General features: G+C 70.9%; 20 protein-coding genes. 11 read left to right on the top strand and 9 right to left on the bottom strand.

From position 1 onward, the window contains the following. The first annotated feature begins 16 nt into the window (after window positions 1-16). Genes SRB5_RS17785 through nuoN form a run of 8 tightly spaced genes read left to right on the top strand, consistent with a single transcriptional unit; the run spans window position 17 to window position 10,797 of the window. Complete coding sequence (locus tag SRB5_RS17785) at window positions 17-2,512, top strand: NADH-quinone oxidoreductase subunit G (RefSeq protein WP_153453075.1); 2,496 nt, start codon at window positions 17-19, stop codon at window positions 2,510-2,512. Continuing rightward, window positions 2,509-3,864: an NADH-quinone oxidoreductase subunit NuoH gene (gene nuoH, locus SRB5_RS17780; RefSeq protein WP_153453073.1), complete on the top strand. Its 1,356-nt coding sequence runs from the start codon at window positions 2,509-2,511 to the stop codon at window positions 3,862-3,864. Before SRB5_RS17785 ends, nuoH begins: the two co-directional genes overlap by 4 nt. Further along, the gene (nuoI, locus tag SRB5_RS17775) at window positions 3,857-4,447 is read left to right on the top strand and encodes an NADH-quinone oxidoreductase subunit NuoI (protein WP_323378068.1); all 591 of its coding nucleotides are present in this window, start codon (window positions 3,857-3,859) and stop codon (window positions 4,445-4,447) included. Before nuoH ends, nuoI begins: the two co-directional genes overlap by 8 nt. Then, window positions 4,444-5,289: an NADH-quinone oxidoreductase subunit J gene (locus tag SRB5_RS17770; protein WP_153453069.1), complete on the top strand. Its 846-nt coding sequence runs from the start codon at window positions 4,444-4,446 to the stop codon at window positions 5,287-5,289. The genes nuoI and SRB5_RS17770 overlap by 4 nt, the downstream gene beginning before the upstream one ends. Beyond that, the gene (gene nuoK, locus SRB5_RS17765; protein ID WP_323378067.1) at window positions 5,286-5,585 is read left to right on the top strand and encodes an NADH-quinone oxidoreductase subunit NuoK; all 300 of its coding nucleotides are present in this window, start codon (window positions 5,286-5,288) and stop codon (window positions 5,583-5,585) included. The genes SRB5_RS17770 and nuoK overlap by 4 nt, the downstream gene beginning before the upstream one ends. Before the next feature lie 13 nt (window positions 5,586-5,598). Then, complete coding sequence (gene nuoL, locus SRB5_RS17760) at window positions 5,599-7,494, top strand: NADH-quinone oxidoreductase subunit L (protein WP_323378066.1); 1,896 nt, start codon at window positions 5,599-5,601, stop codon at window positions 7,492-7,494. Window position 7,495: 1 nt separating this feature from the next. Next, window positions 7,496-9,148 (top strand): NADH-quinone oxidoreductase subunit M, encoded by a 1,653-nt coding sequence (locus SRB5_RS17755; protein ID WP_153453067.1) that lies wholly within the window; start codon window positions 7,496-7,498, stop codon window positions 9,146-9,148. A 5-nt stretch (window positions 9,149-9,153) separates the two neighbouring features. Further along, window positions 9,154-10,797 carry an NADH-quinone oxidoreductase subunit NuoN gene (nuoN, locus tag SRB5_RS17750; RefSeq protein WP_323378085.1) on the top strand — a complete coding sequence of 548 codons (1,644 nt, stop codon included), beginning with the start codon at window positions 9,154-9,156 and terminating at the stop codon, window positions 10,795-10,797. A gap of 57 nt (window positions 10,798-10,854) precedes the next feature. On the opposite strand, the gene fahA is transcribed toward nuoN, so the two are convergent. Then, entirely contained in the window at window positions 10,855-12,051 is a 1,197-nt protein-coding gene (fahA, locus tag SRB5_RS17745) for a fumarylacetoacetase (RefSeq protein WP_153453065.1), read from the bottom strand. Window positions 12,052-12,311: 260 nt separating this feature from the next. Between fahA and SRB5_RS17740 the strand changes: the two genes are divergently transcribed. After that, entirely contained in the window at window positions 12,312-13,322 is a 1,011-nt protein-coding gene (locus SRB5_RS17740; RefSeq protein ID WP_323378065.1) for a polyprenyl synthetase family protein, read from the top strand. A 231-nt stretch (window positions 13,323-13,553) separates the two neighbouring features. Then, window positions 13,554-14,684: a LolA family protein gene (locus SRB5_RS17735; RefSeq protein ID WP_153453061.1), complete on the top strand. Its 1,131-nt coding sequence runs from the start codon at window positions 13,554-13,556 to the stop codon at window positions 14,682-14,684. A 40-nt stretch (window positions 14,685-14,724) separates the two neighbouring features. Here the strand turns inward: SRB5_RS17735 and SRB5_RS17730 are convergent, their stop codons facing one another. The 5 genes from SRB5_RS17730 to rarD all read right to left on the bottom strand — a co-directional run bounded on the left by SRB5_RS17730 (window position 14,725) and on the right by rarD (window position 19,074). Beyond that, a complete protein-coding gene (locus SRB5_RS17730; protein WP_153453177.1) occupies window positions 14,725-15,189 on the bottom strand; it encodes a GNAT family N-acetyltransferase in 465 nt (154 codons plus the stop codon). A 77-nt stretch (window positions 15,190-15,266) separates the two neighbouring features. After that, the gene (locus tag SRB5_RS17725) at window positions 15,267-16,649 is read right to left on the bottom strand and encodes a hypothetical protein (RefSeq protein ID WP_228390126.1); all 1,383 of its coding nucleotides are present in this window, start codon (window positions 16,647-16,649) and stop codon (window positions 15,267-15,269) included. Between the two features lie 90 nt (window positions 16,650-16,739). Then, the gene (locus SRB5_RS37510; RefSeq protein WP_323378064.1) at window positions 16,740-17,642 is read right to left on the bottom strand and encodes a MurR/RpiR family transcriptional regulator; all 903 of its coding nucleotides are present in this window, start codon (window positions 17,640-17,642) and stop codon (window positions 16,740-16,742) included. Window positions 17,643-17,724: 82 nt separating this feature from the next. Next, complete coding sequence (locus SRB5_RS17715; protein ID WP_323378063.1) at window positions 17,725-18,081, bottom strand: MazG-like family protein; 357 nt, start codon at window positions 18,079-18,081, stop codon at window positions 17,725-17,727. A gap of 24 nt (window positions 18,082-18,105) precedes the next feature. Next, entirely contained in the window at window positions 18,106-19,074 is a 969-nt protein-coding gene (gene rarD / locus SRB5_RS17710) for an EamA family transporter RarD (RefSeq protein ID WP_323378062.1), read from the bottom strand. A 287-nt stretch (window positions 19,075-19,361) separates the two neighbouring features. Between rarD and SRB5_RS17705 the strand changes: the two genes are divergently transcribed. Continuing rightward, on the top strand, window positions 19,362-19,565 hold the full coding sequence (locus SRB5_RS17705) for a hypothetical protein (RefSeq protein WP_153453059.1): 204 nt from the start codon (window positions 19,362-19,364) through the stop codon (window positions 19,563-19,565). 59 nt (window positions 19,566-19,624) lie between these two features. Here the strand turns inward: SRB5_RS17705 and SRB5_RS17700 are convergent, their stop codons facing one another. From SRB5_RS17700 to SRB5_RS17690, 3 genes are all read right to left on the bottom strand, one after another. Next, complete coding sequence (locus tag SRB5_RS17700; protein WP_153453057.1) at window positions 19,625-20,701, bottom strand: 2-oxoacid:ferredoxin oxidoreductase subunit beta; 1,077 nt, start codon at window positions 20,699-20,701, stop codon at window positions 19,625-19,627. Further along, window positions 20,694-22,592, bottom strand: coding sequence for a 2-oxoacid:acceptor oxidoreductase subunit alpha (locus SRB5_RS17695; RefSeq protein WP_323378061.1), 1,899 nt, complete (start codon window positions 22,590-22,592; stop codon window positions 20,694-20,696). The genes SRB5_RS17700 and SRB5_RS17695 overlap by 8 nt, the downstream gene beginning before the upstream one ends. A 245-nt stretch (window positions 22,593-22,837) precedes the next feature. Beyond that, window positions 22,838-23,497 carry a response regulator transcription factor gene (locus SRB5_RS17690; protein ID WP_323378059.1) on the bottom strand — a complete coding sequence of 220 codons (660 nt, stop codon included), beginning with the start codon at window positions 23,495-23,497 and terminating at the stop codon, window positions 22,838-22,840. Between the last annotated feature and the right edge of the window lie 226 nt (window positions 23,498-23,723).

Here is a 23,723-nt window from a genome sequence, read left to right as displayed (position 1 = left end):
ACCCGGAGGTGGACGCATGACCGTCACCACGTCCGCCCCCGCCGGAGGCGGCACCCCGGAGATTCCTCCGGAAGACCTCATCACGCTGACGATCGACGGCGTCGAGATCAGCGTGCCCAAGGGCACCCTCGTCATCCGCGCCGCCGAGCAGCTCGGCGTCGAGGTCCCCAGATTCTGCGACCATCCCGCCCTGGACCCCGTCGGCGCCTGCCGCCAGTGCATCGTCGAGGTGGAGGGCCAGCGCAAGCCGATGGCCTCCTGCACCATCACCTGCACCGACGGCATGGTCGTAAAAACCCAGCTCTCCTCGCCCGTGGCCGAGAAGGCCCAGCGCGGCGTCATGGAGATGCTCCTCATCAACCACCCCCTGGACTGCCCCGTCTGCGACAAGGGCGGCGAATGCCCCCTGCAGAACCAGTCCATGTCCCACGGCAACGCCGAAAGCCGCTTCGACGGCAAGAAGCGCACGTTCGAGAAGCCCGTGGCGATCAGCACCCAGGTCCTGCTGGACCGCGAACGCTGCGTGCTCTGCGCCCGCTGCACCCGCTTCAGCCAGCAGATCGCCGGCGACCCGATGATCGAACTCCTGGAGCGCGGCGCGCTCCAGCAGGTCGGCACCGGCGAGGGCGACCCGTTCGAGTCGTACTTCTCGGGCAACACGATCCAGATCTGCCCGGTCGGCGCGCTGACGTCGAAGATGTACCGCTTCCGGTCCCGCCCCTTCGACCTGATCTCCTCGCCCAGCGTCTGCGAGCACTGCTCCGGGGGCTGCGCCACCCGCACCGACCACCGGCGCGGCAAGGTCATGCGGCGGCTCGCCGCCAACGACCCGGAGGTCAACGAGGAGTGGATGTGCGACAAGGGCCGCTTCGGCTTCCGCTACGCACAGCTCCCCGACCGCATCACGACCCCCCTGGTCCGAGGCGCCGACGGTGAGCTGGAGCCGGCGAGCTGGCCGGAGGCGCTGGCCGCCGCCGCGAAGGGCCTGGACGGCGCGGTCGGCCGCACCGGTGTCCTCACCGGGGGCCGGCTGACCGTCGAGGACGCCTACGCGTATGCCAAGTTCGCCCGGGTCGCCCTCGACACCAACGACATCGACTTCCGCGCCCGCGTCCACTCCGCGGAGGAGGCCGAGTTCCTCGCCGCCCGCGTCGCGGGACGCGGCGTCGACCTGGACGGCACCGGGGTCACGTACACGGCGCTGGAGCAGGCGCCCGCCGTCCTGCTCGCCGGGTTCGAGTCGGAGGAGGAGGCGCCCGGCGTCTTCCTGCGGCTGCGCAAGGCCTGGCGCAAGCGCAAGCAGCAGTCGTACTCCCTGGCCACGCACATCACCCGGGGTCTGGCGAAGACCGGCGGCACGCTGCTGCCGGCCGCGCCCGGCACCGAGCCCAAGTGGCTCGACGCCCTGGCCGGCGGGGAGGACCTGGGCGAGGACGGCACCCGCGCCGCCGAGGCCCTCCGCAAGCCCGGCGCCGTCATCCTCGTCGGCGAGCGGCTGGCCGGGGTCCCCGGCGGCCTCTCCGCCGCCGCCCGCCTCGCCGACGCCACCGGCGCCGCCCTGGTGTGGATCCCGCGCCGGGCCGGTGAGCGGGCCGCGATCGAGGCCGGCGCGATGCCGGGGCTGCTGCCGTACGGGCGCCCCGCCTCCGACCCCGAGGCCCGCGTCCAGACCGCGTCCGCCTGGGGCCTCGGCGCGCTGCCGCCGCGCAGCGGCCGGGACGCCACGGAGATCGTCGCCGCCGCGGCCGGCGGACAGCTGACCGCGCTGCTCGTCGGCGGCGTCGAGGTGGCCGACCTGCCGGACCCGGCGCTGGCCCGCGAGGCGCTGGCGAAGGTTGGCTTCCTGGTCAGCCTGGAGCAGCGGCCCAGCGAGGTCACCGCACAGGCCGACGTCGTCCTGCCCGTCGCCGCCGTCGCGGAGAAGGCCGGCACGTTCCTCGACTGGGAGGGCCGCGCCCGCCCGTTCGAGCCCGCGCTCAAGGCCGACCTGATGCGCGCCGGACAGCTGGCCCCGCCGGACACCCGGGTGCTGAACATGCTCGCCGACGCCATGGACGTACACCTGGGCCTGCCCGACGTACGCACCGTGCGCGCCGAGCTGGACCGGCTCGGCGTCTGGACCGGCGACCGGCCCGCGACGCCCACCGAGCTCCAGGGGACACTGCCCGATCCGCAGCCCGGCCAGGCGGTCCTCGCCGGTCACCGGCTGCTGCTCGACAACGGCCGGCTGCAGGAGGGCGACGACGCCCTCACCGGCACCCGGCACGCCGCCGAGGCCCGCGTCTCGCCCGCCACCGCGGACGAGGCCGGCGTCAAGGACGGCGACACCCTCACGGTCACCGGACCGGCCGGCTCGGTGAGCCTGCCGCTGCGGGTGACCGCCGAGATGCCGGACCGCGTGGTCTGGCTGCCGCTCCAGTCCACGGCCCCGGGCGTCACCGCCGAGACGGGCGCCCGGCCCGGCGACGTGGTGGCGGTCGGCCCGGAGATCACCTCGGAGGTGACCCGATGATCCTCGCCGCCACCGAAGACCTCACCATGTTCGGCCGCGACGTGTGGTGGCTCGTCCTGCTCAAGGCGGTCTTCTGCTTCGCGTTCCTGATGCTGACGGTCCTCATCTCGATCGTCGCCGAGCGCAAGGTCGTCGGCTGGATGCAGCTGCGCATCGGCCCCAACCGGCACGGCCCCTGGGGCATGCTGCAGTCGCTCGCCGACGGCGTGAAGCTCATGCTGAAGGAAGACCTCACGGTCAAGGGCGCCGCGAAGTTCGTCTTCGTCCTGGCGCCGATCCTCGCGACGGTCCCGGCCTTCATGGCCATCGCGGTGATCCCCTTCGGCCCCGCCGACAACCAGATCTCGATCTTCGGCGAGCGCACCACGATGCAGCTCACCGACCTCCCGGTCGCGATGCTCTTCGTCCTGGCCACCGGCTCCATCGCCGCCTACGGCGTGGTGCTGGCCGGCTGGTCGTCCGGCTCGACGTACCCGCTGCTCGGCGGGGTGCGCGCGACGGCCCAGGTGATCTCGTACGAGGTCGCGATGGGCCTGTCGTTCGCGGCCGTCTTCATGTACTCGGGCTCCATGTCCACCTCGACGATCGTCGAGGCCCAGGAGGGACGCTGGTTCGCGATCCTGCTGCCGGTCTCGTTCCTGATCTACCTGGTGTCCATGGTCGGTGAGGCGCACCGCGCGCCCTTCGACATGCCGGAGTCCGAGGGCGACCTGGTCGGCGGCTTCAACACCGAGTACTCGTCGATCAAGTTCGCGCTCTTCATGCTCTCCGAGTACGTCCACCTGGTGACCGTCTCCGCCATCGCGGTGACGCTCTTCCTCGGCGGCTGGCGCGCCCCGGCGCCCATCAGCACCGTCTGGGAGGGCGCCAACACCGGCTGGTGGCCGATGCTCTGGTTCACCGGCAAGCTCGTCGCGCTGATCTTCTTCTTCGTGTGGATCCGCGCCGCGCTGCCCCGGGTGCGCTACGACCAGTTCATGAAGCTGGGCTGGAAGGTCCTGATCCCGGTCTCCATGGTCTGGCTGATGCTGGTCGCCACGGTCCGGGCGCTGAACAACGAGGGGAAGGACTTCCAGGACATCGTCCTGTACGTCGTCGGCGGCGTGATCGTGCTGCTGCTCCTGTCCTTCCTCGTGGACTTCTTCCGCGAGCGGGAGGAGAAGGCGGCGGCCGCGCAGGCCGCGTACGACAAGAAGGACTTCGATCCCATGGCGGGCGGCTTCCCCGTACCGCCGCTGCCCGGACAGACCCTGCCGCCCGTCCCGCGCCGCCCCTCGCGGCAGCAGCGGGAACTCGTGGGTACGGCACCCGAGACCACCGCAGAGGGCAACAAGGAGGCTGACGGTGTCTGACGAGAAGCCCAAGCGGCTCAATCCCGTCGCCGGCTTCGGCGTGACCTTCAAGGCCATGTTCAAGAAGCGGCTGACCGAGCAGTACCCGGAGTACAAGAAGCCCACCGCACCGCGCTTCCACGGCCGCCACCAGCTCAACCGGCACCCGGACGGCCTGGAGAAGTGCATCGGCTGCGAGCTCTGCGCCTGGGCCTGTCCGGCCGACGCCATCTACGTGGAGGGCGCCGACAACACCGACGAGGAACGCTACTCGCCGGGCGAGCGCTACGGCCGGACGTACCAGATCAACTATCTGCGCTGCATCCTGTGCGGACTGTGCGTCGAGGCCTGCCCGACCCGGGCGCTCACCATGACCAACGAGTACGAGCTCGCCAACACCTCCCGTTCCTCGCTCATCTACACCAAGGACGAGCTGCTCGTGGGGCTGACGGAGGGCATGGTCGACAGCCCGCACGCGATCTTCCCCGGGATGACGGAGAAGGACTACTACGCGGGGCTCGTCACCGAGGCCGCGCCCGGTACGGAGCGTCAGGCCGCCGTATCGAAGGGCGAGGAGCCCGCCGCAGAGGAGGCCACGGCATGAACACGCTGGCTGCCTACCAGACCTCCACCGGAGAGGCCACCCAGTTCTGGGTGCTGGCGGTCTTCGCCGTGGCGGGCGCGCTGGGCACGGTGATGCTGAAGCGCGCCGTGCACTCGGCGCTCTGCCTCGCCGGCACGATGGTGATCCTGGCGATGTTCTACCTCGCCAACGGCGCCTACTTCCTGGGCGTCGTACAGATCGTCGTCTACACCGGCGCCGTCATGATGCTGTTCCTCTTCGTGCTGATGCTCGTCGGCATCACCGCGGCGGACTCCCTGAAGGAGACCATCAAGGGCCAGCGGATCCTCGCCGCCGTCTGCGGGATCGGCTTCGGCGTCCTGCTGATGGCCGGGATCGCCAACGCGAAGATCACCGAGTTCACGGGGCTCACCGCGGCCAACAAGCCCGGCAACGTCCGGGGGCTGGCGGAGCTGGTCTTCACCAAGTACATCTTCGCCTTCGAGATCACCGGCGCGCTGCTGATCACCGCCGCCGTCGCCGGTATGGTCCTCACCCACCGCGAGCGCACCGAGCGTCCGCTCACCCAGCGCGAGCAGGCCGAGGCCCGGGTGAAGGACGGCACGCAGGTCACGCCGCTGCCCGCCCCCGGCGTCTACGCCCGGCACAACGCGGTCGACATCGCGGGCCTGCTGCCCGACGGCAGCCCGTCCGAGCTCACCGTCAACAAGACGCTGCGCTCCCGCGGCCAGATCCGCGACGTGTCCGAGCAGGCGATGGGTGAGCTCGCGGCGCTCGAGCAGCGCACGGCCGACTACCAGGGTCAGAAGCGGACCGCCAACAAGCCGCCGCAGGAGAAGAAGAAGGAGGTGGAGGCGAAGTGAATCCGGTCAACTACCTGTATCTGGCCGCCCTGCTGTTCACCATCGGGGCGTCCGGGGTGCTGATCCGGCGTAACGCGATCATCGTCTTCATGTGCGTCGAGCTGATGCTGAACGCCTGCAATCTGGCGCTCGTCACCTTCTCCCGGCTGCACGGCAACCTCGACGGCCAGGTCATCGCGTTCTTCGTGATGGTCGTCGCCGCAGCGGAGGTGGTGGTCGGCCTCGCGATCATCGTCGCGCTCTACCGCTCCCGTCACTCGGCCTCGGTCGACGACGCCAGCCTGATGAAGCTGTAAGGGGTACGTTCCAGTGGAGTCACTCATCGGATTGCTCGTCGCGGTGCCGTTGCTCGGCGCTGCCCTGCTGCTCTGCGGCGGGCGAAGGCTGGACGGGATCGGGCACGTCCTCGGCACGGTGCTCTCGTTCGCGTCCTTCGGAATCGGTCTGGCGCTCTTCGCCGACATGCTCGGCAAGGACCCGGAGCAGCGGGGCCTGCACACCACCGTCTTGAGCTGGATCCCGGTGGAGGGCTTCCAGGCCGACGTCGGGTTCCAGCTGGACCAGCTGTCCATGACGTTCGTGCTGCTGATCACGGGTGTCGGGTCGCTGATCCACATGTACTCGATGGGGTACATGGAGCACGACGAGCGCCGGCGCCGGTTCTTCGGTTTCCTGAACCTGTTCCTCGCGGCGATGCTGCTGCTCGTCATCGCGGACAACTACCTGCTGCTGTACGTCGGCTGGGAGGGCGTGGGCCTCGCCTCGTACCTGCTCATCGGCTTCTGGCAGCACAAGCCCAGCGCGGCGACCGCGGCGAAGAAGGCGTTCATCGTCAACCGCGTCGGTGACGTCGGACTGTCCGTCGCGATCATGCTGATGTTCACCACGTTCGGCTCCTTCGCCTTCGGGCCGGTGCTGGGCGCGGCGGGTGAGACGTCGGAGGGCAAGCTCACGGCGATCGGCCTGATGCTGCTGCTCGCCGCGTGCGGCAAGTCGGCGCAGGTGCCGCTGCAGTCCTGGCTCGGCGACGCGATGGAGGGCCCGACCCCGGTGTCGGCGCTCATCCACGCGGCGACGATGGTCACGGCCGGTGTGTATCTGATCGTGCGGTCGGGGGCGATCTTCAACGGGGCGCCCGACGCGCAGACCGCGGTCGTTGTGGTCGGCGCGGTCACGCTGCTCTTTGGTGCGATCGTCGGTTGCGCGAAGGACGACATCAAGAAGTCCCTCGCCGGTTCGACCATGTCGCAGATCGGCTACATGGTGCTGGCCGCGGGCCTCGGCCCCATCGGCTACGTCTTCGCGATCATGCACCTGGTCACGCACGGCTTCTTCAAGGCGGGCCTGTTCCTCGGCGCCGGTTCGGTCATGCACGGCATGAACGACGAGGTCGACATGCGGAAGTACGGCGCGCTGCGCAAGCACATGCCGGTCACCTTCTGGACGTTCGGGCTCGGCTATCTGGCCATCATCGGCATGTTCCCGCTGTCCGGGTTCTTCTCCAAGGACGGGATCATCGAGGCCGCGTTCGCCAAGGGCGGTACGCAGGGCCTGATCCTGGGCGCCGTCACGCTGCTCGGCGCGGCGATCACCGCGTTCTACATGACGCGGATGATGCTCATGACGTTCTTCGGCGAGAAGCGCTGGCAGCCCGACGCCGAGGGCAACGAGCCGCACCCGCACGAGTCGCCCAAGTCCATGACGGTCCCGATGATCCTGCTGGCCTTCGGATCGGTCTTCGCCGGCGGGTTCTTCGCCGTCGGCGACCGGTTCCTGAAGTGGCTGGAGCCGGTGACCTCGCACGAGCACGGCGATCCCGCGTACGGCGCGGGCGTCATCTCCGGCGCCGCCCTGGCCTGTATGGCGATCGGTGTCGTCGGGGCCTGGCTGATGTACGGCCGCCGTACGGTGCCCGTTGTCGCCCCGCGCGGCTCCCTGCTCACCCGCGCCGCCCGGCGCGATCTGCTCCAGGACGACTTCAACCACGTGGTCCTGGTCAAGCCCGGCGAGTATCTGACCCGCGGTCTGGTCTTCCTGGACCACTCGGTCGTCGACGGTGTCGTCAACACCACCGCGGCCACCGTGGGCGGGTTGTCGTCGCGGGCGCGGCGGATGCAGAACGGCTTCGCCCGTTCGTACGCGGTCTCGATGTTCGGCGGCGCGGCGGTGCTCATCGCCGCCACCCTGCTGATGAGGGCGGTCTGATATGTCTTTCCCACTGCTGACGGCGACGGCCGCGGTCCCCGCCCTCGGGGCGATCGCCACGGCCGCGGTGCCCGCGGCCCGGCGTACGGCCGCGAAGTGGCTGGCGCTGCTGGTGTCCGTGGCGACACTGGTGCTGGCCGCCGTGATCGCCGTGCGCTTCGAACCGGGCGGCGACCGGTTCCAGCTCACCGAGTCCCACACCTGGATCAAGGACTTCGGGCTCCGCTACGACCTGGGCGTGGACGGCATCGGCGTCGCGCTCATCCTGCTCACCACGCTGCTGATCCCGTTCATCATCGGGGCGGGCTGGAACGACGCGGATCCCCTGGAGACCACGTCCTCCCGGTGGCGGCCGACGCAGGGCTTCTTCGCCCTGATCCTGGCCGTCGAGGCGATGGTCGTCGTCTCCTTCGAGGCGACGGACATCTTCCTCTTCTACGTCTTCTTCGAAGCCATGCTGATCCCGCTGTACTTCCTGATCGGCGGCTTCGGCGACCGCGCTCACGAGCATGGTGAGGACGAGGCGGCGAAGCAGCGCTCGTACGCGGCCGTGAAGTTCCTCCTCTACAACCTGGCCGGCGGTCTGATCATGCTGGCCGCGGTGATCGGCCTGTACGTCGCCACCGCCGACGACCTCGGTACGGGGACGTTCTCCCTGCCGCAGATCCTCGAGGCCCGCGCGAACGGCGATCTGACGCTGGGGACGAACACCGAACGGTGGCTGTTCCTCGGCTTCTTCTTCGCCTTCGCCGTCAAGGCCCCGCTGTTCCCGCTGCACACCTGGCTGCCCAACGCCATGGGCGAGGCCACGGCGCCCGTCGCGGTGCTCATCACCGCGGTGGTCGACAAGGTCGGCACCTTCGCGATGCTCCGCTTCTGCCTCGGGCTCTTCCCCGAGGCCAGCGACTGGGCGACGCCGGTGATCCTGGTGCTCTCGCTGATCTCCATCATCTACGGCGCGCTGCTGGCCGTCGGACAGCGCGACATCAAGCGGCTGATCGCGTACGCGTCGATCTCCCACTTCGGGTTCATCGTCCTCGGCGTCTTCGTGATGACGTCCCAGGGCCAGAGCGGCGCCACGCTGTACATGGTCAACCACGGGATCTCGACCGCCGCGCTGATGCTGGTGGCCGGCTTCCTGATCTCCCGGCGCGGCTCGCGGCTCATCGCCGACTACGGCGGCGTGCAGAAGGTGGCGCCGGTGCTGGCCGGGACGTTCCTGGTCGGCGGGCTCGCGACGCTGTCGCTGCCGGGGCTGGCGCCGTTCGTCAGCGAGTTCCTGGTGCTGGTCGGGGCGTTCGCCCGCTATCCGGCTGTCGGCATCGTCGCCACCCTGGGCATCATCCTCGCCGCGCTGTACGTGCTGGTCCTCTACCAGCGCACGATGACCGGACCGGTCAAGGAGAGCGTGGCGAAGCTGCCGGACCTGCGGGTCCGCGAGGTGCTCGTGGTGGCCCCGCTGATCGCGCTGCTGATCGGCCTCGGCATCTACCCGAAGCCGCTGACGGAGATCGTCAACCCGGCGGTGGAGCGGTCGATGTCGGACGTACAGAAGAAGGACCCCGAGCCCGACCACGCCGTCACCACGGACGGGGGCTGGTTCGACTACCAGCCGGCGGCCCAGGGTGAGACCGCTGACGGAGGCCACAAGTGAGCACCATCTACCCTGTCCACAGCCTGTGGACAGTGGCGCAGGGGTCGGCGCCGGACTTCAAGGCCCCGGACTTCGAGTACGGCCAGATGTCGCCGACGCTGATCGTCATCGGCGTGGCCATCCTGGGCGTGCTGGTCGAGGCGTTCCTGCCGCGCCGCTCGCGCTACTGGGCGCAGACCGTGCTGGCGATCGCCGGTCTGGTCGCCGCGTTCGGCGCGGTGATCTGGCTGGCGACCGACGGCTACGCGGCCAAGGAGGCCGGGATCGTCGCGGTCGGCGCCGTGGCCGTGGACGGGCCGGCGCTGTTCCTGCAGGGGACCATCCTGCTGGTGTCGATCGTCGCGGTGCTCACGTTCGCCGAACGGCGGCTGGATCCGCAGCAGCACGGGCGGCACGTGGACTCGTTCGCCGCGCAGGGCTCGGCGGTGCCGGGCGGTGAGGCCGAGCAGGCCGCCGTGAAGGCCGGGTTCACCACCACCGAGGTCTACCCGCTGGTGATGTTCGCCGTCTCCGGCATGCTGCTCTTCCCCGCCGCGAACGATCTGCTGACGCTCTTCGTCGCGCTGGAGGTCTTCTCGCTGCCGCTGTACCTGCTGTGCGCCCTGGCCCGCCGCAAGCGGTTCATGTCGCAGGAGGCCGCGGTCAAGTACTTCCTGCTCGGCGCCTTCTCCTCCGCGTTCCTGCTCTTCGGCATCGCGCTGCTGTACGGCTACTCCGGCACCGTCACGTACGCCGGGATCGCCGACGTCGTCGAGGGCACGAAGAAGACGATCGACCCGGCGCTCGCCGGGACCATGGGCAACGACGCGCTGCTGCTCATCGGCGGCGCGATGATCCTGGTCGGGCTGCTGTTCAAGGTCGGCGCCGTGCCGTTCCACATGTGGACCCCGGACGTCTACCAGGGCGCCCCGACGCCGGTGACGGGCTTCATGGCCGCCGCGACGAAGGTCGCCGCGTTCGGTGCCCTGCTGCGGCTGCTGTACGTCGTGCTGCCGGGCATGCGGTGGGACTGGCGGCCGGTGATGTGGGGCGTGGCCATCGCGACCATGATCCTCGGCGCGATCCTCGCGGTCACGCAGACGGACGTGAAGCGGCTGCTGGCGTACTCCTCCATCGCCCACGCGGGCTTCATCCTCGCGGGCGTGACGGCGGCTACGCCGGAGGGCGTGTCGTCGGTGCTGTTCTATCTGGGCGCGTACTCCTTCGTCACGCTGGGCGCCTTCGCGGTCGTCACGCTGGTGCGGGACGCGGGCGGCGAGGCCACGCATCTGTCGAAGTGGGCGGGGCTGGGGCGGCGGTCGCCGCTGGTCGCGGCCGTGTTCGCGGTGTTCCTGCTGGCCTTCGCCGGTATTCCGCTGACGTCCGGGTTCTCCGGCAAGTTCGCGGTGTTCAAGGCGGCGGCGGACGGCGGTGCGATGCCGCTGGTCGTGATCGGTGTGATCTCGTCGGCGATCGCCGCGTTCTTCTACGTACGCGTCATCGTGCTGATGTTCTTCAGCGAGCCGCAGGCCGACGGCCCGTCGGTGGCGGTCCCGTCGGCGCTGACGTCGACGGCGATCGGGATCGGCGTGATCGTCACGCTGGTGCTGGGGCTGGCGCCGCAGTACTTCCTGGACCTCGCGGGGGACGCGGGCGTCTTCGTGCGCTGACGTCCTCGTAAGCGGAAAACGGCCGGTTCCCCGAAAGGAACCGGCCGTTTTCGTATGTCAGTACCTGGTCGGGACGATCTGTCCCCGGACCTCGCCGAGCCCGATCCGCGTGCCGTGCGGGCCCGGGGCCCAGGCGCGCAGGACGACCTCGTCGCCGTCCGCGAGGTAGGGGCCCTTGCCCTTGGTGAGCTCCAGCAGGCAGCCCAGCTGGTCCGGCTCGGGGCCGGAGACCGTGCCCGAGGCGTACACGTCGCCCGTACGCAGCGAGGCGCCGTTCACCGTCAGGTGGGCCAGCTGCTGGGCGGCCGTCCAGTACATCGCGGAGAACGGCGGGCGGGACACCGTCTCGCCGTTGATCACGACCTCGATGCGCAGGTCGAAGCCGTCGGGGCGGTCGGCGGAGTCGTCGAGGTACGGCAGCAGCGGATGGGTACGGACCGGGGGCGCCGTCCGGGCCGACTCCAGGGCCTCCAGCGGGGTGATCCAGGCCGCCACGGACGTCGCGAAGGACTTCCCCAGGAAGGGGCCCAGCGGCACGTACTCCCACGCCTGGAGGTCGCGCGCCGACCAGTCGTTCAGCAGGCACAGGCCGAAGACGTGCTCCCGCAGGTCCCCGCGCTCCACCGCCGTGCCCCGCGCGGACGGCCTGCCGACCACGAAGGCGACCTCCGCCTCGATGTCCAGGCGCACCGACGGGCCGAAGACCGGCGTGGGGTCCGCGGGCGTCTTGCGCTGGCCCGAGGGGCGTACGACCGGGGTGCCGGAGACTACGACCGTGCCGGCGCGGCCGTGGTAACCGATCGGGAGGTGTTTCCAGTTCGGGGTGAGCGGGTCGGGGGCGTCCGGGCGGAAGATGCGGCCGACGTTGGAGGCGTGGTGCTCGCTGGCGTAGAAGTCGACGTAGTCCGCGACCTCGAACGGCAGCCGCATCTCCGCCTCCGCCAGCGGCGTCAGCAGCGGCTCCACGGCGGCCCGGTGGGCGTCCTCGGTGAGCCAGGCCCGTACCGCGGCCCGTACCGCCGTCCAGACGGGGCGCCCGGCGGCCAGCAGCGGGTTCAGCAGGGGCGCGGCCAGCAGCTCGGCGTGCGGGGAGCCGGCGGCGCGGGCGGCGGCGCCGGCGTCGAGGACGTGGTCGCCGTAGCGGACACCGATGCGCGGGCGGGCGTCGCCGGGGGTGGTGAAGACGCCGTAGGGGAGGTTCTCGGGGCCGAAGGGGTCGCCTTCGGGGAGGTCGAGCGGGCTGTGCACGGGCATGATCCGGTCCCTGGGTCCGTCGTGATCGATGATCGGTGGGGTGATCTCTGGGAGTGCCCGCTCACATTACGTTCATCGCGCCGCCGTAGGGGAAGCCGCCCACTGTGATCGTTACGTGACCGGATACGCTGCGAACGTGGTGCATGGTGTTCTCTGGCGACAGATCGACATTCGCCGGTGTCGCCGGTGACATCACACCGACAGTCCAATCCGCATTCCGACGCGCTTGCCGTGAGCGTCTGCAGACAGGAGGAGCCCCCGTGACCGTGGTCGCACCCTTCGGGCTCAGCGTGCGGGACGAGGCCCTCGAGGCCGCCGTCCAGACCGGGTTGGCGGCCGTCGAGGAGGGGCTCCTCGAGGCGACGAAGAGTGATGTCCCGTTCATCACCGAGGCCGCCCAGCACCTCGTCCGCGCCGGGGGCAAGAGATTCCGTCCGCTGCTGGTGATGCTCGCGGCGCAGTTCGGCGACCCGCACGCGCCGGGCGTGGTGCCCTCCGCGGTGGTCGTGGAGCTGACGCATCTGGCGACGCTGTACCACGACGACGTGATGGACGAGGCGGCCATCCGCCGCGGCGTCCCCTCCGCGAACACCCGGTGGGACAACTCGGTGGCCGTGCTCACCGGCGACTTCCTGTTCTCGCGGGCGTCGAACATACTGGCGGACCTCGGTCCGGAAGCGGTGCGGATCCAGGCACAGGCGTTCGAGCGGCTGGTGACCGGTCAGATCCTGGAGACCGCCGGACCCAGCGAGGGCCGCGACCCGATCGACCACTACATGGAGGTCCTGTCCGGCAAGACGGGCTCCCTGATCGCCGTCGCCGGCCGCTTCGGGGCGCTCATGTCGGGGGCCTCCGACTCGACCGTCGATGTGCTCACGCAGTACGGCGAGCGCATCGGCATGGCGTTCCAGCTCGCCGACGACGTCCTCGACATCGCCTCCGAGTCCCGCGAGTCCGGCAAGACCCCCGGGACGGACCTCCGCGAGGGCATCCAGACGCTCCCCGTGCTCCATCTGCGGGCCGCCGCCGAGCGCGCCGGGCTCCGGGAGGACCTGGAGCTGTGCGCCCTGCTGGACGGCGATCTGACGGACGACGCGCGCCTCGGGGAGGCCCTGGAGCGGCTGCGGGTCCACCCGGCGCTGGCACAGGCCAAGCGGGACACCATCCGGTACGCGGAGGAGGCCCGGACGATGCTCTCCGCGCTGCCCCGGTGCGCCGCCCGCGCCGCCCTGGAGGGGCTGTGCGAGGCCGTCGTGGTGCGTACGGGCTGAGGCCCTGGTGTACGCCGTACGACCCTGACGCGGCGGCGGCTGCCCTACCCCGTTGGTACCGCCGGTCCTCCTTCCCGCGGTGTACCCGGCCCGGCACCCTGGGCTGACGATTCGTACCGCCCCCGCGTGGTGCCATGGACGCACCGGCCCGGGGGCCACCTTGCGCAGATCGGGTGACAATGACCCGAGGGGTGGACGAGTGCCGACGACCGACTACGGAGGTAGGACGACATGGCACAGATCCGACCGGAACCGCCCGCCGAGGAGGAGGCCCCGCGGCCGTCCCGCAAGGCGCTGCGCTACGGCATACCGCTCGGCATCGCGGGCGTCACCGCGCTCACCGTGGGGCTGATGCCCGCGCTGGCGCAGGGCGACGACGGGCTGGACGACGTGTCCGCCGAGGAGCTGATCACCAGGGTCCTGGACTCGGACGCGCAGTCCGTGCAGGGCACCGTGAAGCTGCGGACCGACCTGGGGCTGCCCGCGCTGCCCGGCGGCCTCGGCTCCGGCTCCGGGGACGACGCCGATCCGGGGGCCGCCGCGCTGTCGCTGCTCTCCGGCGATCACACCCTGCGCGTGGCGGCGGACGGGCCGGACCGGCAGAAGGCGACGCTCCTCGACCAGGGCGGCCACGACTACACCGCGCTGCACGACGGCGGTGACGTGTGGGCGTTCTCGACGGGGTCCGACAAGGTCTTCCACGGTACGAACGCGGACGCCGCCGCCGAGGGGGACGAGGACCACGCGCTGCCGGAGGACATGCGGGATCTCACGCCGCGCGAGCTGGCGCGGGAGCTGCTGCAGCGGTCCGGGGACACCACCGACGTGACGGTGGACGGGACGGTGAACGTCGCCGGGCGGGAGGCGTACCAGCTGAAGGTCACCCCCACGCAGGACGCCTCGACGGTGAAGGACGTACGGATCGCCGTCGCCGAGAACGGGGTGCCGCTGAAGTTCACGCTGACCGCGGACGACGACACCAAGGTCGTGGACGTCGCCTTCACCCGCGTGAGCTTCGCGAAGCCGTCCGCCGACACCTTCGCGTACAAGCCCCCGGCGGGCGCGGACGTCACGACGCGGGACCTGTCCCAGCGGCGGGACACCGGCAGGATGCCGGAGCTCGCCAAGGGCGACGTCGAGACGCACGGCTCCGGCTGGACGACCGTCGGCGAGGTGAAGCTCCCCGACGGCGCGCTGGGCGAGGACGGCGCACGCTCGTTCCTGGACGCGCTGACGAAGAAGACCGACGAGGGCCGGCTCTTCTCCACCCCGCTCGTCAACGCCCTGGTGACGGACGACGGCCGGGTGTTCTTCGGCGCGGTGCACGCGGGCGAGCTGAACAGGACCGCGGCCGCGAACTGAGGCCCGAGCCGCCCCGGGACCGTCCCCGGGGCGGCTCGCGCTACCTCACCAGCTCCAGCAGGAACTCCGCCGTCTCCGCCCCCCGCCCCGCCGCGTACCCGCTGTCCTCCCCGACGACCACGAATCCCGTCTTCTCCAGCACCCGCAGCGACCCCACGTTGTCCGTCGCCGCCCGCGCGTACACCGGCCGCTCCGGGACCACGCGCAGGAACTCCGTCAGCGCCTGCGTGGCGAGCCCCTTCCCCCAGTACGGCCGGGCCAGCCAGTACGTGACCTCCCGCCGCCCCTCGAAGTCGAACGCCCCGAGCCAGCCGATCACCTCGCCGTCGAAGACCACCGTCCGGTTGACGACCGCCGGATCGTCGAGTATCCGCGCCCAGTGGGCGTCGAACGCCTCCCGGTCGGCGGGATCCTCCGGCGTGAAGGCCGCCATCCGGATCGCCTCGGGGTCCTGCATACAGTCGAAGAAGGCCGGCAGGTCGTCCAGCACGACGTCACGCAGCATCCGCACGCTCCCATCCCTCGGTCCCCCGGATACGACCAGTCTGACCGGAGGGTCTGACACCCGCATCCAGTCCCGGGTCAGCGGGCGCGCAGCTTCAGCAGGACCGCCTCACCCGGGGCCAGGCCGACGTCGACGTACCGGTGGTCGGTCGTCGCGCGGAAGGCGCCCCGCGCCGGGTCGAAGACGTCCACCGCCGCGACCGTCACCGGGTCGACGGTGAGGGTGGCCCGGGCCGCCGCGTTGTGCCAGCGGTTCGCGACCAGCACCCAGCGGTCCGCGACGGCCGTGTCGCGGCTGGTGAACGTGCCGAGGACCACCGGCTGCCCGGTGATCCCCACCAGCCCGCCGCCCGGGGTGAAGCCGACCGCGCCGGCGGGGAGCGTGGGCTCGTTGGCGTGGGTGACCGTCTCCGGCAGCAGCGGCTTCAGCTCGCGGCCGACGGGGTGCAGCCAGGCGGTGTTGATGTCGCGGGCCGCGTACCAGCGCTCGGTGCGCTCGCCCTCCACCGTGATCAGCGCGGGGCCGAAGCCCTCGCCGCGGGCGGCCTCCGGGGTCCAGTAGGTGAAGTACTGGATGCCCTTGGCGCCGTACGCGAGGCTGATGTTGATCTGCCAGAGCAGCTCGGCGGCGGTGGGCGTGCGGTGGTTGTCGTACAGCAGCGTCTGGATGAAGACCCAGGCCGGCAGGTCGGCGCTCAGGGCCGCCTTGCGGACGGCCGCCCAGTTGCGGAAGTAGTCGGCGTCCTCCCGGCCGCCGGAGAGCAGCGGATAGCGGTCGAAGGAGACGAGGGACGGCTTCACGACGTCGACGAAGGACTGGTAGTAGTTCGCGTCGGTGGACGGGAAGAGGTTGACGTACGGCAGCAGCCCCGGCGTTCTGGCGCGGGCGATCTGCAGGGCGCGGGCCAGGGAGGGGAACCAGCCGGCGCCGGGCTCGTCGTAGAAGTTGAAGCCGGCCAGCGAGGCGTACGGGCCGTAGGCGTCGGCCGCGCGCTTGTACAGCGCGTCGGCCTCGGCGGGGGTGACGGAGAGGCTGTCCGCCGGGTTGTCGGAGATGGAGAACCAGCGGGACATGTTGCGGACCTGGATGTCGTCCGAGATCAGCATCTTCAGGCCGGTGTCGGCGGCGATGCGCAGCTGGTGCTGGAAGATGTTGCCGTCGCCGGCGTAGTTGCCGGAGATGATGAAGTCGAAGCCGGCTTCCCTGACCTCCGCGTAGCGCTCGGGGGTGCTGGCGAAGGGGTGCGGGGGCCAGAAGGTCCCGACGGGGAAGTCGGGGCCGCCGGTCAGGGGGAGGTCGGCGGGGGAGGGGATCGCGGTGTCGGCGGGGGCCGCCGCTGACGCGGGGGCGGCGGTGGCCCAGGGGAGGGCGGTGGCGGCGGCGGTGGCGGCGGCTGCGCCGATCAGGCCGCGGCGGCTGACGTCGAGGGCTCGGTGGGGGCTGGTGCGGGGAGCGTCCACGGTTCGACTCCTGGTTCGGTTCAGGGCGTACGGGTTCCGGTGGTGCGCGTTCTCCTCACGCGGCGCCGGCCGGCGCCGCGGGCTCATGGGTCAGGCGCCGCTGCCGGGGGCGTAGCGGTGGTCCTCCACCGCGCGGCGGGTGGCGTCGAGGGCCTGTTCGGTACGGACGCGGTCGTGCTGGGCCACGCCGATGTAGAGGCAGTCGAGGACGATCATCTGCGCGTGCCGGGCGGCGACCCCGCCGGCCCGGTACGTCGTCTCGCGGGCGGTTGTCACGAGCGTCAGCTCCGCCGCCTTCGCCAGGCTGGAGCGGGGGAAGTTGGTGACGGCGACGGTGACGGCGCCGCCCCGGCGGGCCTCGCGGACCGGCTCGATGACCTCCTTGGTCTCGCCGGAGTGCGAGATGCCGAGGGCCACGTCCCGCTCGTCCAGCAGCACCGCGCTGGGCAGGGCCTCGTGGATGTCGTTCCACACGAAGCACGGCCGCCCGATGCGGTGCAGCCGCAGATGCAGGTCCAGGGCCACCGAGCGGCTGCCGCTCACCGCGTACACGTCGATGCGCCGGGCGGCGGCCAGCGCGGCGACGGCCGCCTTCAGCGCCGCCATGTCGAGCTGGGCGGCGGTCTCCTCGATCACGCGCCGGTCGGCCCGTACGACCCAGTCCAGCACCGCCCGCAGATCGTCGTCCGGCGACAGGTCCGCGCCCAGATCCGCCCACCCCCCGCTGCCGGCCCGCCCGCTCTCGGCGGCCAGGGCGAGCCGCAGCCCGGCGTATCCGGGCAGGTCAAGCGCGCGGCAGAAGCGGGTCACGGTGGTACGGGACGTCCCGCTGCGGACGGCGACGTCGGTGATGGTGCTCGCGGCGACCCAGCCGGGATCGGCGACGACCAGCTCGGCCAGCGCCCGCTCGGCGGGCGTCAGGGTCGGCAGCAGGCCGCGGATCCTGGCGAGGATCCCGGCGCGGCTGTGAATAATTCCCGCGGATGTGTCCACGAACGGTCATCGTGCCCGTCCCTGGGGCAGGCGTCAACGCCCTTGCATCGTTGGAAAGTCGGTGCTCGGCCTCCCGGCGCGGTCACCCTCCGAGCGACCGCCCGGCCACGTGACCGAGGTGGTCCGCGAACCGCTGTCCGGCGTCCGGGGTGAGGGAGCGCAGGGCGACCATGGCCGTCAGGATGACGTCGCAGAGCTCGCGCTCCACGTCGGCCCAGGTGTGGCTGTCGCCCTTGCGGGGGTTGCTGCCGAGGGCACCGTGGACGGCCTCGGCGACCTCGCCGGCCTCCTCCGTGATCTTCAGGATCCGGAGCAGGCGGGCGGCCTCGGGGGAGAGGTCGGAGCAGTGGGCGTCGAGCCAGTCGACGAGGCGGGCGACGGTGGCCCAGGTGGGGTCCTCGGCGGGGGTCCGGTACGGCCGGGAACTCGGCGTCGTCACACGGCCGACCGTACCGCAGGAGCGCTACGCCCGGTCCGCCACCGGGGGTGCCACCGCCGGTGCCTCCTTGGGCCGCGACGCCACCGCCGCGCGCAGGGCGGCCCGGCCGCGGTGGGCCGTACGCAGGGCGTCCCACGTCAGGAGGGTGAGCGCCGCCCAGACCAGGGCGAAGCCCGCCCAGCGTTCCGGAGGCATCGACTCGTGGAAGTAGAGCAGGCCCAGGAGGAACTGCAGCGTCGGCGCCAGATACTGGAGCATCCCCAGCATCGACAGCGGCAGCCGCACCGCCGACGCGCCGAAGGCGATCAGCGGGGCCGCCGTGACGATGCCGCAGCTCGCGAGGAGCAGCGGATGCCCGACACCCTCCGTCGTGAACGTCGAGTCCCCCCGCGCCGTGAGGTACACCAGGAACGCCGTCGCCGGGACGAACTGCATCGCGGTCTCCGCCGCGAACCCCTCCACGCCCTCCAGCCCCACGTGCTTCTTCAGCAGCCCGTACGTACCGAACGACAGCGCCAGCGTCAGCGCCACCCACGGCAGCCGCCCGTACCCGACGGCCAGCACGACCACGGCGATCCCGCCGGTCGCCACCGCCGCCCACTGCAGGGGGCGCAGCCGCTCCCGCAGCAGGACCACGCCGAACGCGATGCTGACCAGGGGGTTGATGAAGTACCCCAGGGCCGCCTCGACCACCCGGCCGTCGTTCACCGCCCAGATGTACACCCCCCAGTTCACCGTGATCACCGCGGCGGACGCGGCAATCAGGGCGAGCCGCCGGGGCTGCCGGAGCAGCGGGCGTATCCAGGACCAGCGGCCCAGCGCAAGCAGGATCAGCAGACACACCGGGAGCGACCACACCATCCGGTGCGCCAGGATCTCCGCCGCCCCCGCCGGCTTCAGCAGCGGCCAGAACAGGGGGATGACGCCCCAGGCGCCGTAGGCCGCGAAGCCGTATATCAGCCCCAGTCGTGTCTGGTGGGCGGATGACTGCACGGCAGCCCCTTCCTGGGTCGCGACGAACGGAGAGCCTTACGACGGTAGCTGGCGAAACGTCCGATGTCATGTCCGTCTCGGAGCCAGGGTCCTTACCGTCGGCCCTCGGCCCCGGGGGTGTGACGCGTCTGGCACGAAGCCTGCGGTGGCCGCCACGCCTAGGTAGCACATTGCGATCACACGATTACCTTTCGTAAGGAGATCGCGCTACGCTCGCGGTCGGTTCGCCGGAGTGAACGACCGTCCCTCCCGGGCGATTCGGTGACCGGAGAGGTGGAGAGATGAGCGTGGCGGCCCTGAATGTCGTGCTGTGGGTACTGGCCGTGCTGATGTTCCTCATGGCCCTCGTCCCGTCGTCTCGCTGGCGGGCCTTGCGCGCGGCGTTCTATCCCTCGGCTTCGCCCTACCCGGACGCCTTCTACGTCTGGAACCGCTGCGCCATGATCGGCACCTCCCTGTCCTGCGTGGTCTTCGCCGTCTGGACCCCGTAAAACGACGATCGGGAGCCGGAGAAGGACTCCGGCTCCCGATCGGGTCGTGCGAAGAGGCGTCAGCCGACGACCGTCCACGTGTCGCCGCCGGACAGGAGCGACGCCAGCTCGCCCTTGCCCTTCTGCTCCACCGCCGCGTCCAGCTGCTCCGCCATCTCCGTGTCGTACACCGGGCGGTCGACCGAGCGCAGGACGCCGATCGGCGTGTGGTGCAGCGTGTCCGGGTCGGCGAGGCGGGAGAGGGCGAAGGCCGTGGTCGGGGACGGGTTGTGGGCGTCGTGGACCAGGATCCGGGACTCGTTCTCCGGGGTGACGTCGACGATCTTCAGGTCGCCCGTCGCCGCGTCCCGGATCACGCCCTTGGCGCCGTCGGTGCCGAAGCGGATCGGCTGACCGTGCTCGAGGCGGATGACCGCCTCCTGCGCCTGGGTCTTGTCCTTCAGCAGCTCGAAGGCGCCGTCGTTGAAGATGTTGCAGTTCTGGTAGATCTCCACCAGCGCCGTCCCGGGATGGGCGGCGGCCTGACGCAGCACCTCCGTGAGGTGCTTGCGGTCCGAGTCCACCGTCCGGGCCACGAAGGACGCCTCCGCGCCGATCGCGAGCGAGATCGGGTTGAACGGCGCGTCGAGGGAGCCCATCGGGGTGGACTTGGTGATCTTGCCGAGCTCGGAGGTCGGCGAGTACTGGCCCTTGGTCAGCCCGTAGATCCGGTTGTTGAAGAGGAGGATCTTGAGGTTGACGTTGCGGCGCAGCGCGTGGATGAGGTGGTTGCCGCCGATGGACAGCGCGTCGCCGTCACCCGTGACGACCCACACCGACAGGTCCCGGCGCGACGTCGCCAGGCCGGTGGCGATCGCCGGGGCGCGGCCGTGGATCGAGTGCATCCCGTAGGTGTTCATGTAGTACGGGAAGCGGGAGGAGCAGCCGATGCCGGAGACGAAGACGATGTTCTCCTTCGCCAGCCCGAGCGAGGGCATGAAGCCCTGGACGGCGGCCAGCACGGCGTAGTCGCCGCAGCCGGGGCACCAGCGGACCTCCTGGTCCGTCTTGAAGTCCTTCATGGACTGCTGGGCGTCCGACTTCGGCACGAGGGAAAGCGCGTCGATCACCGGCGCGTCCGTGGCGGTGTCAGCCATGTGCGATGGCCTCCTTCAGGGCGGTGGCGAGCTGCTCGGCCTTGAACGGCATCCCGTTGACCTGGTTGTACGAATGGGCGTCGACGAGGTATTTGGCGCGGACGAGGGCCGCCAGCTGCCCGAGGTTCATCTCGGGGACGACGACCTTGTCGTAGCGCTTCAGCACCTCGCCCAGGTTGCGCGGGAAGGGGTTGATGTTGCGCAGATGGGCCTGCGCGACGGTCTGGCCCTCCCGGCGCACGCGGCGGACCGCGGCGGTGATCGGGCCGTAGGTGGAGCCCCAGCCCAGGACCAGGACCTTCGCCTCGCCGCTGGGGTCGTCGACCTCGACGTCGGGCACCTGGATGCCGTCGATCTTGGCCTGGCGGGTGCGGACCATGAAGTCGTGGTTCGCGGGGTCGTACGAGATGTTCCCGGAGCCGTCGGCCTTCTCGATGCCGCCGATACGGTGCTCCAGCCCGGGGGTGCCGGGGACGGCCCAGGGGCGGGCCAGGGTCTCCGGGTCGCGCTTGAACGGCCAGAACGTCTCCGTACCGTCCTCCAGCGTGTGGTTCGGCTGGGTCGCGAACTGTACGCGCAGGTCGGGGAGCTCGTCGGTCTCGGGGATCCGCCACGGCTCGGAGCCGTTGGCGAGATAGCCGTCGGACAGCAGCAGCACCGGCGTCCGGTACGTCAGCGCGATCCGCGCGGCGTCCAGGGCGGCGGTGAAGCAGTCGGCCGGGGTGGCGGGGGCGATCACCGGGACGGGGGCCTCGCCGTTGCGGCCGTACATCGCCTGGAGCAGGTCGGCCTGCTCGGTCTTCGTCGGGAGCCCGGTGGACGGGCCGCCGCGCTGGATGTCGATCACCAGCAGCGGCAGCTCGAGGGACACCGCCAGGCCGATGGTCTCCGACTTCAGGGCGATACCGGGGCCCGAGGTGGTGGTGACGCCGAGGGAGCCGCCGAACGCGGCGCCGAGGGCCGCGCCGATGCCGGCGATCTCGTCCTCGGCCTGGAAGGTGCGGACGCCGAAGTTCTTGTGCTTCGACAGCTCGTGCAGGATGTCGGAGGCCGGGGTGATCGGGTACGAGCCCAGGTAGAGCGGCAGGTCCGCCTGGCGGGCGGCGGCGATCAGGCCGTACGACAGGGCGAGGTTCCCGGAGATCGAGCGGTACGTGCCGGGCGGGAACGCCGACGACGCGGGGGCGACCTCGTAGGAGACGGCGAAGTCCTCGGTCGTCTCGCCGAAGTTCCAGCCCGCGCGGTACGCGGCGATGTTCGCCTCCGCGATGTCGGGCTTCTTCGCGAACTTCTGGCGGAGGAAGGCCTCCGTGGACTCGGTGGGGCGGTGGTACATCCAGGACAGCAGGCCCAGGGCGAACATGTTCTTCGACCGGTCGGCGTCCTTGCGGGAGAGGCCGAACTCCTTCAGCGCCTCCACCGTGAGCGTCCCCAGCGGCACCGGGTGCACGCTGTAGCCGTCGAGCGAGCCGTCCTCCAGGGGGCTGACCGCGTAGCCGACCTTGGCCAGGGCGCGCTTGGTGAACTCGTCCGTGTTGACGATGATCTCCGCGCCCCGGGGCACGTCCGCGATGTTCGCCTTCAGCGCCGCCGGGTTCATCGCCACCAGCACGTTCGGCGCGTCACCGGGGGTCAGGATGTCGTGGTCCGCGAAGTGCAGCTGGAAGCTCGACACCCCGGGCAGGGTGCCCGCGGGCGCGCGGATCTCGGCGGGGAAGTTCGGCAGCGTCGACAGGTCGTTGCCGAAGGACGCCGTCTCGGAGGTGAAGCGGTCCCCGGTCAGCTGCATACCGTCGCCGGAGTCACCCGCGAAACGGATGATGACCCGGTCGAGGCGCTTGACCTCTTTCTCCTCGGGGCCGCGCTGTTCTCCGATGGCCGATGTGGTCACTGTTCAGGACCTCCCTCGAGATGACGGCTCACAGCGGTGGCGCCGTTCACTAGCTCCACAGCACATCGTACGGCGGTAAGGGTGCCCTTCCCTGCCCTGATCGCATGCTGGACAGGGGTGAGACGTGGAGGTTTGACACGCTGTGCCACGTTCTGCTCGCCCCCAGGCGTGACACAGCTGATGACGCTCCCTCTAGGACCTTGGTTCTAGGACCACGGACAAACCGGGTCATCTCGCCCGTGTGCTCAGGAGTTGAGATACGTGAGGACGGCGAGCACCCGGCGGTGGTCGCCGTCGCTCGGGGCCAGGCCCAGCTTCATGAAGATGTTGCTCACATGCTTCTCCACCGCGCCGTCGCTGACGACCAGCGACCGGGCGATCGCCGAGTTCGTCCGCCCCTCGGCCATCAGACCCAGGACCTCCCGCTCGCGCGGCGTCAGCCCCGCGAGGACGTCCTGCTTGCGGCTGCGCCCCAGCAGCTGCGCCACGACCTCGGGGTCCAGCGCGGTCCCGCCCTCGGCGACCCGCACCACGGCCTCGGTGAACTCGCGCACCTCGGCCACCCGGTCCTTCAGCAGATAGCCGACCCCTCGGCTGGACCCGGCGATCAGCTCGGTGGCGTACTGCTCCTCGACGAACTGCGACAGCACCAGCACCGGCAGCCGCGGATACTCCTTGCGCAGCTGGACGCAGGCGCGCAGCCCCTCGTCGGTGTGCGTCGGCGGCATCCGTACGTCACTGACGACCACGTCCGGCAGACTGCTCTCGCCCGCCAGCCCCCGGATGGTCGTCACCAGCTCGTCCCCGTCACCCACCCCCGCGACGACCTCGTGCCCGCGGTCGGTCAGCAGCCGGGTGAGCCCCTCCCGAAGCAGTACCGAGTCCTCGGCGATGACCACCCGCACGCGTTTCTCCTCCACGATCAACCATGCCCCCCGCATCGGCTTGTGTGCCGCTGACAAGCATCCCACTCCCGCGGGGGCGGCGCAGGCACCGGCGGATGTCATGTCCCGTTTTACGCCGGGCTCTTCGGCGGGGGCCGCGGCCCGGGCGCTTCCGTTCCGGGACGTCCTCGTTCCACAGACGTCCGAGGGGTGCCGATGGATGCGCGAGAGCGGGGGGGATCCGCAG

The organism is Streptomyces smaragdinus, from assembly GCF_009604385.1.
In the GTDB taxonomy this organism is placed as follows: domain Bacteria; phylum Actinomycetota; class Actinomycetes; order Streptomycetales; family Streptomycetaceae; genus Streptomyces; species Streptomyces smaragdinus.
This window is presented reverse-complemented; position numbering and strand designations above follow the sequence as displayed.

Bases quoted from the DNA above. Each gene is read 5' to 3' on its own strand.
- SRB5_RS17785 (WP_153453075.1), top strand. From the start codon at position 17: ATGACCGTCACCACGTCCGCCCCCGCCGGAGGCGGCACCCCGGAGATT.
- nuoH (WP_153453073.1), top strand. From the start codon at position 2,509: ATGATCCTCGCCGCCACCGAAGACCTCACCATGTTCGGCCGCGACGTG.
- SRB5_RS17770 (WP_153453069.1), top strand. From the start codon at position 4,444: ATGAACACGCTGGCTGCCTACCAGACCTCCACCGGAGAGGCCACCCAG.
- SRB5_RS17755 (WP_153453067.1), top strand. From the start codon at position 7,496: ATGTCTTTCCCACTGCTGACGGCGACGGCCGCGGTCCCCGCCCTCGGG.
- fahA (WP_153453065.1), bottom strand. From the start codon at position 12,051: ATGCCCGTGCACAGCCCGCTCGACCTCCCCGAAGGCGACCCCTTCGGC.
- SRB5_RS17735 (WP_153453061.1), top strand. From the start codon at position 13,554: ATGGCACAGATCCGACCGGAACCGCCCGCCGAGGAGGAGGCCCCGCGG.
- SRB5_RS17730 (WP_153453177.1), bottom strand. From the start codon at position 15,189: ATGCTGCGTGACGTCGTGCTGGACGACCTGCCGGCCTTCTTCGACTGT.
- SRB5_RS17700 (WP_153453057.1), bottom strand. From the start codon at position 20,701: ATGGCTGACACCGCCACGGACGCGCCGGTGATCGACGCGCTTTCCCTC.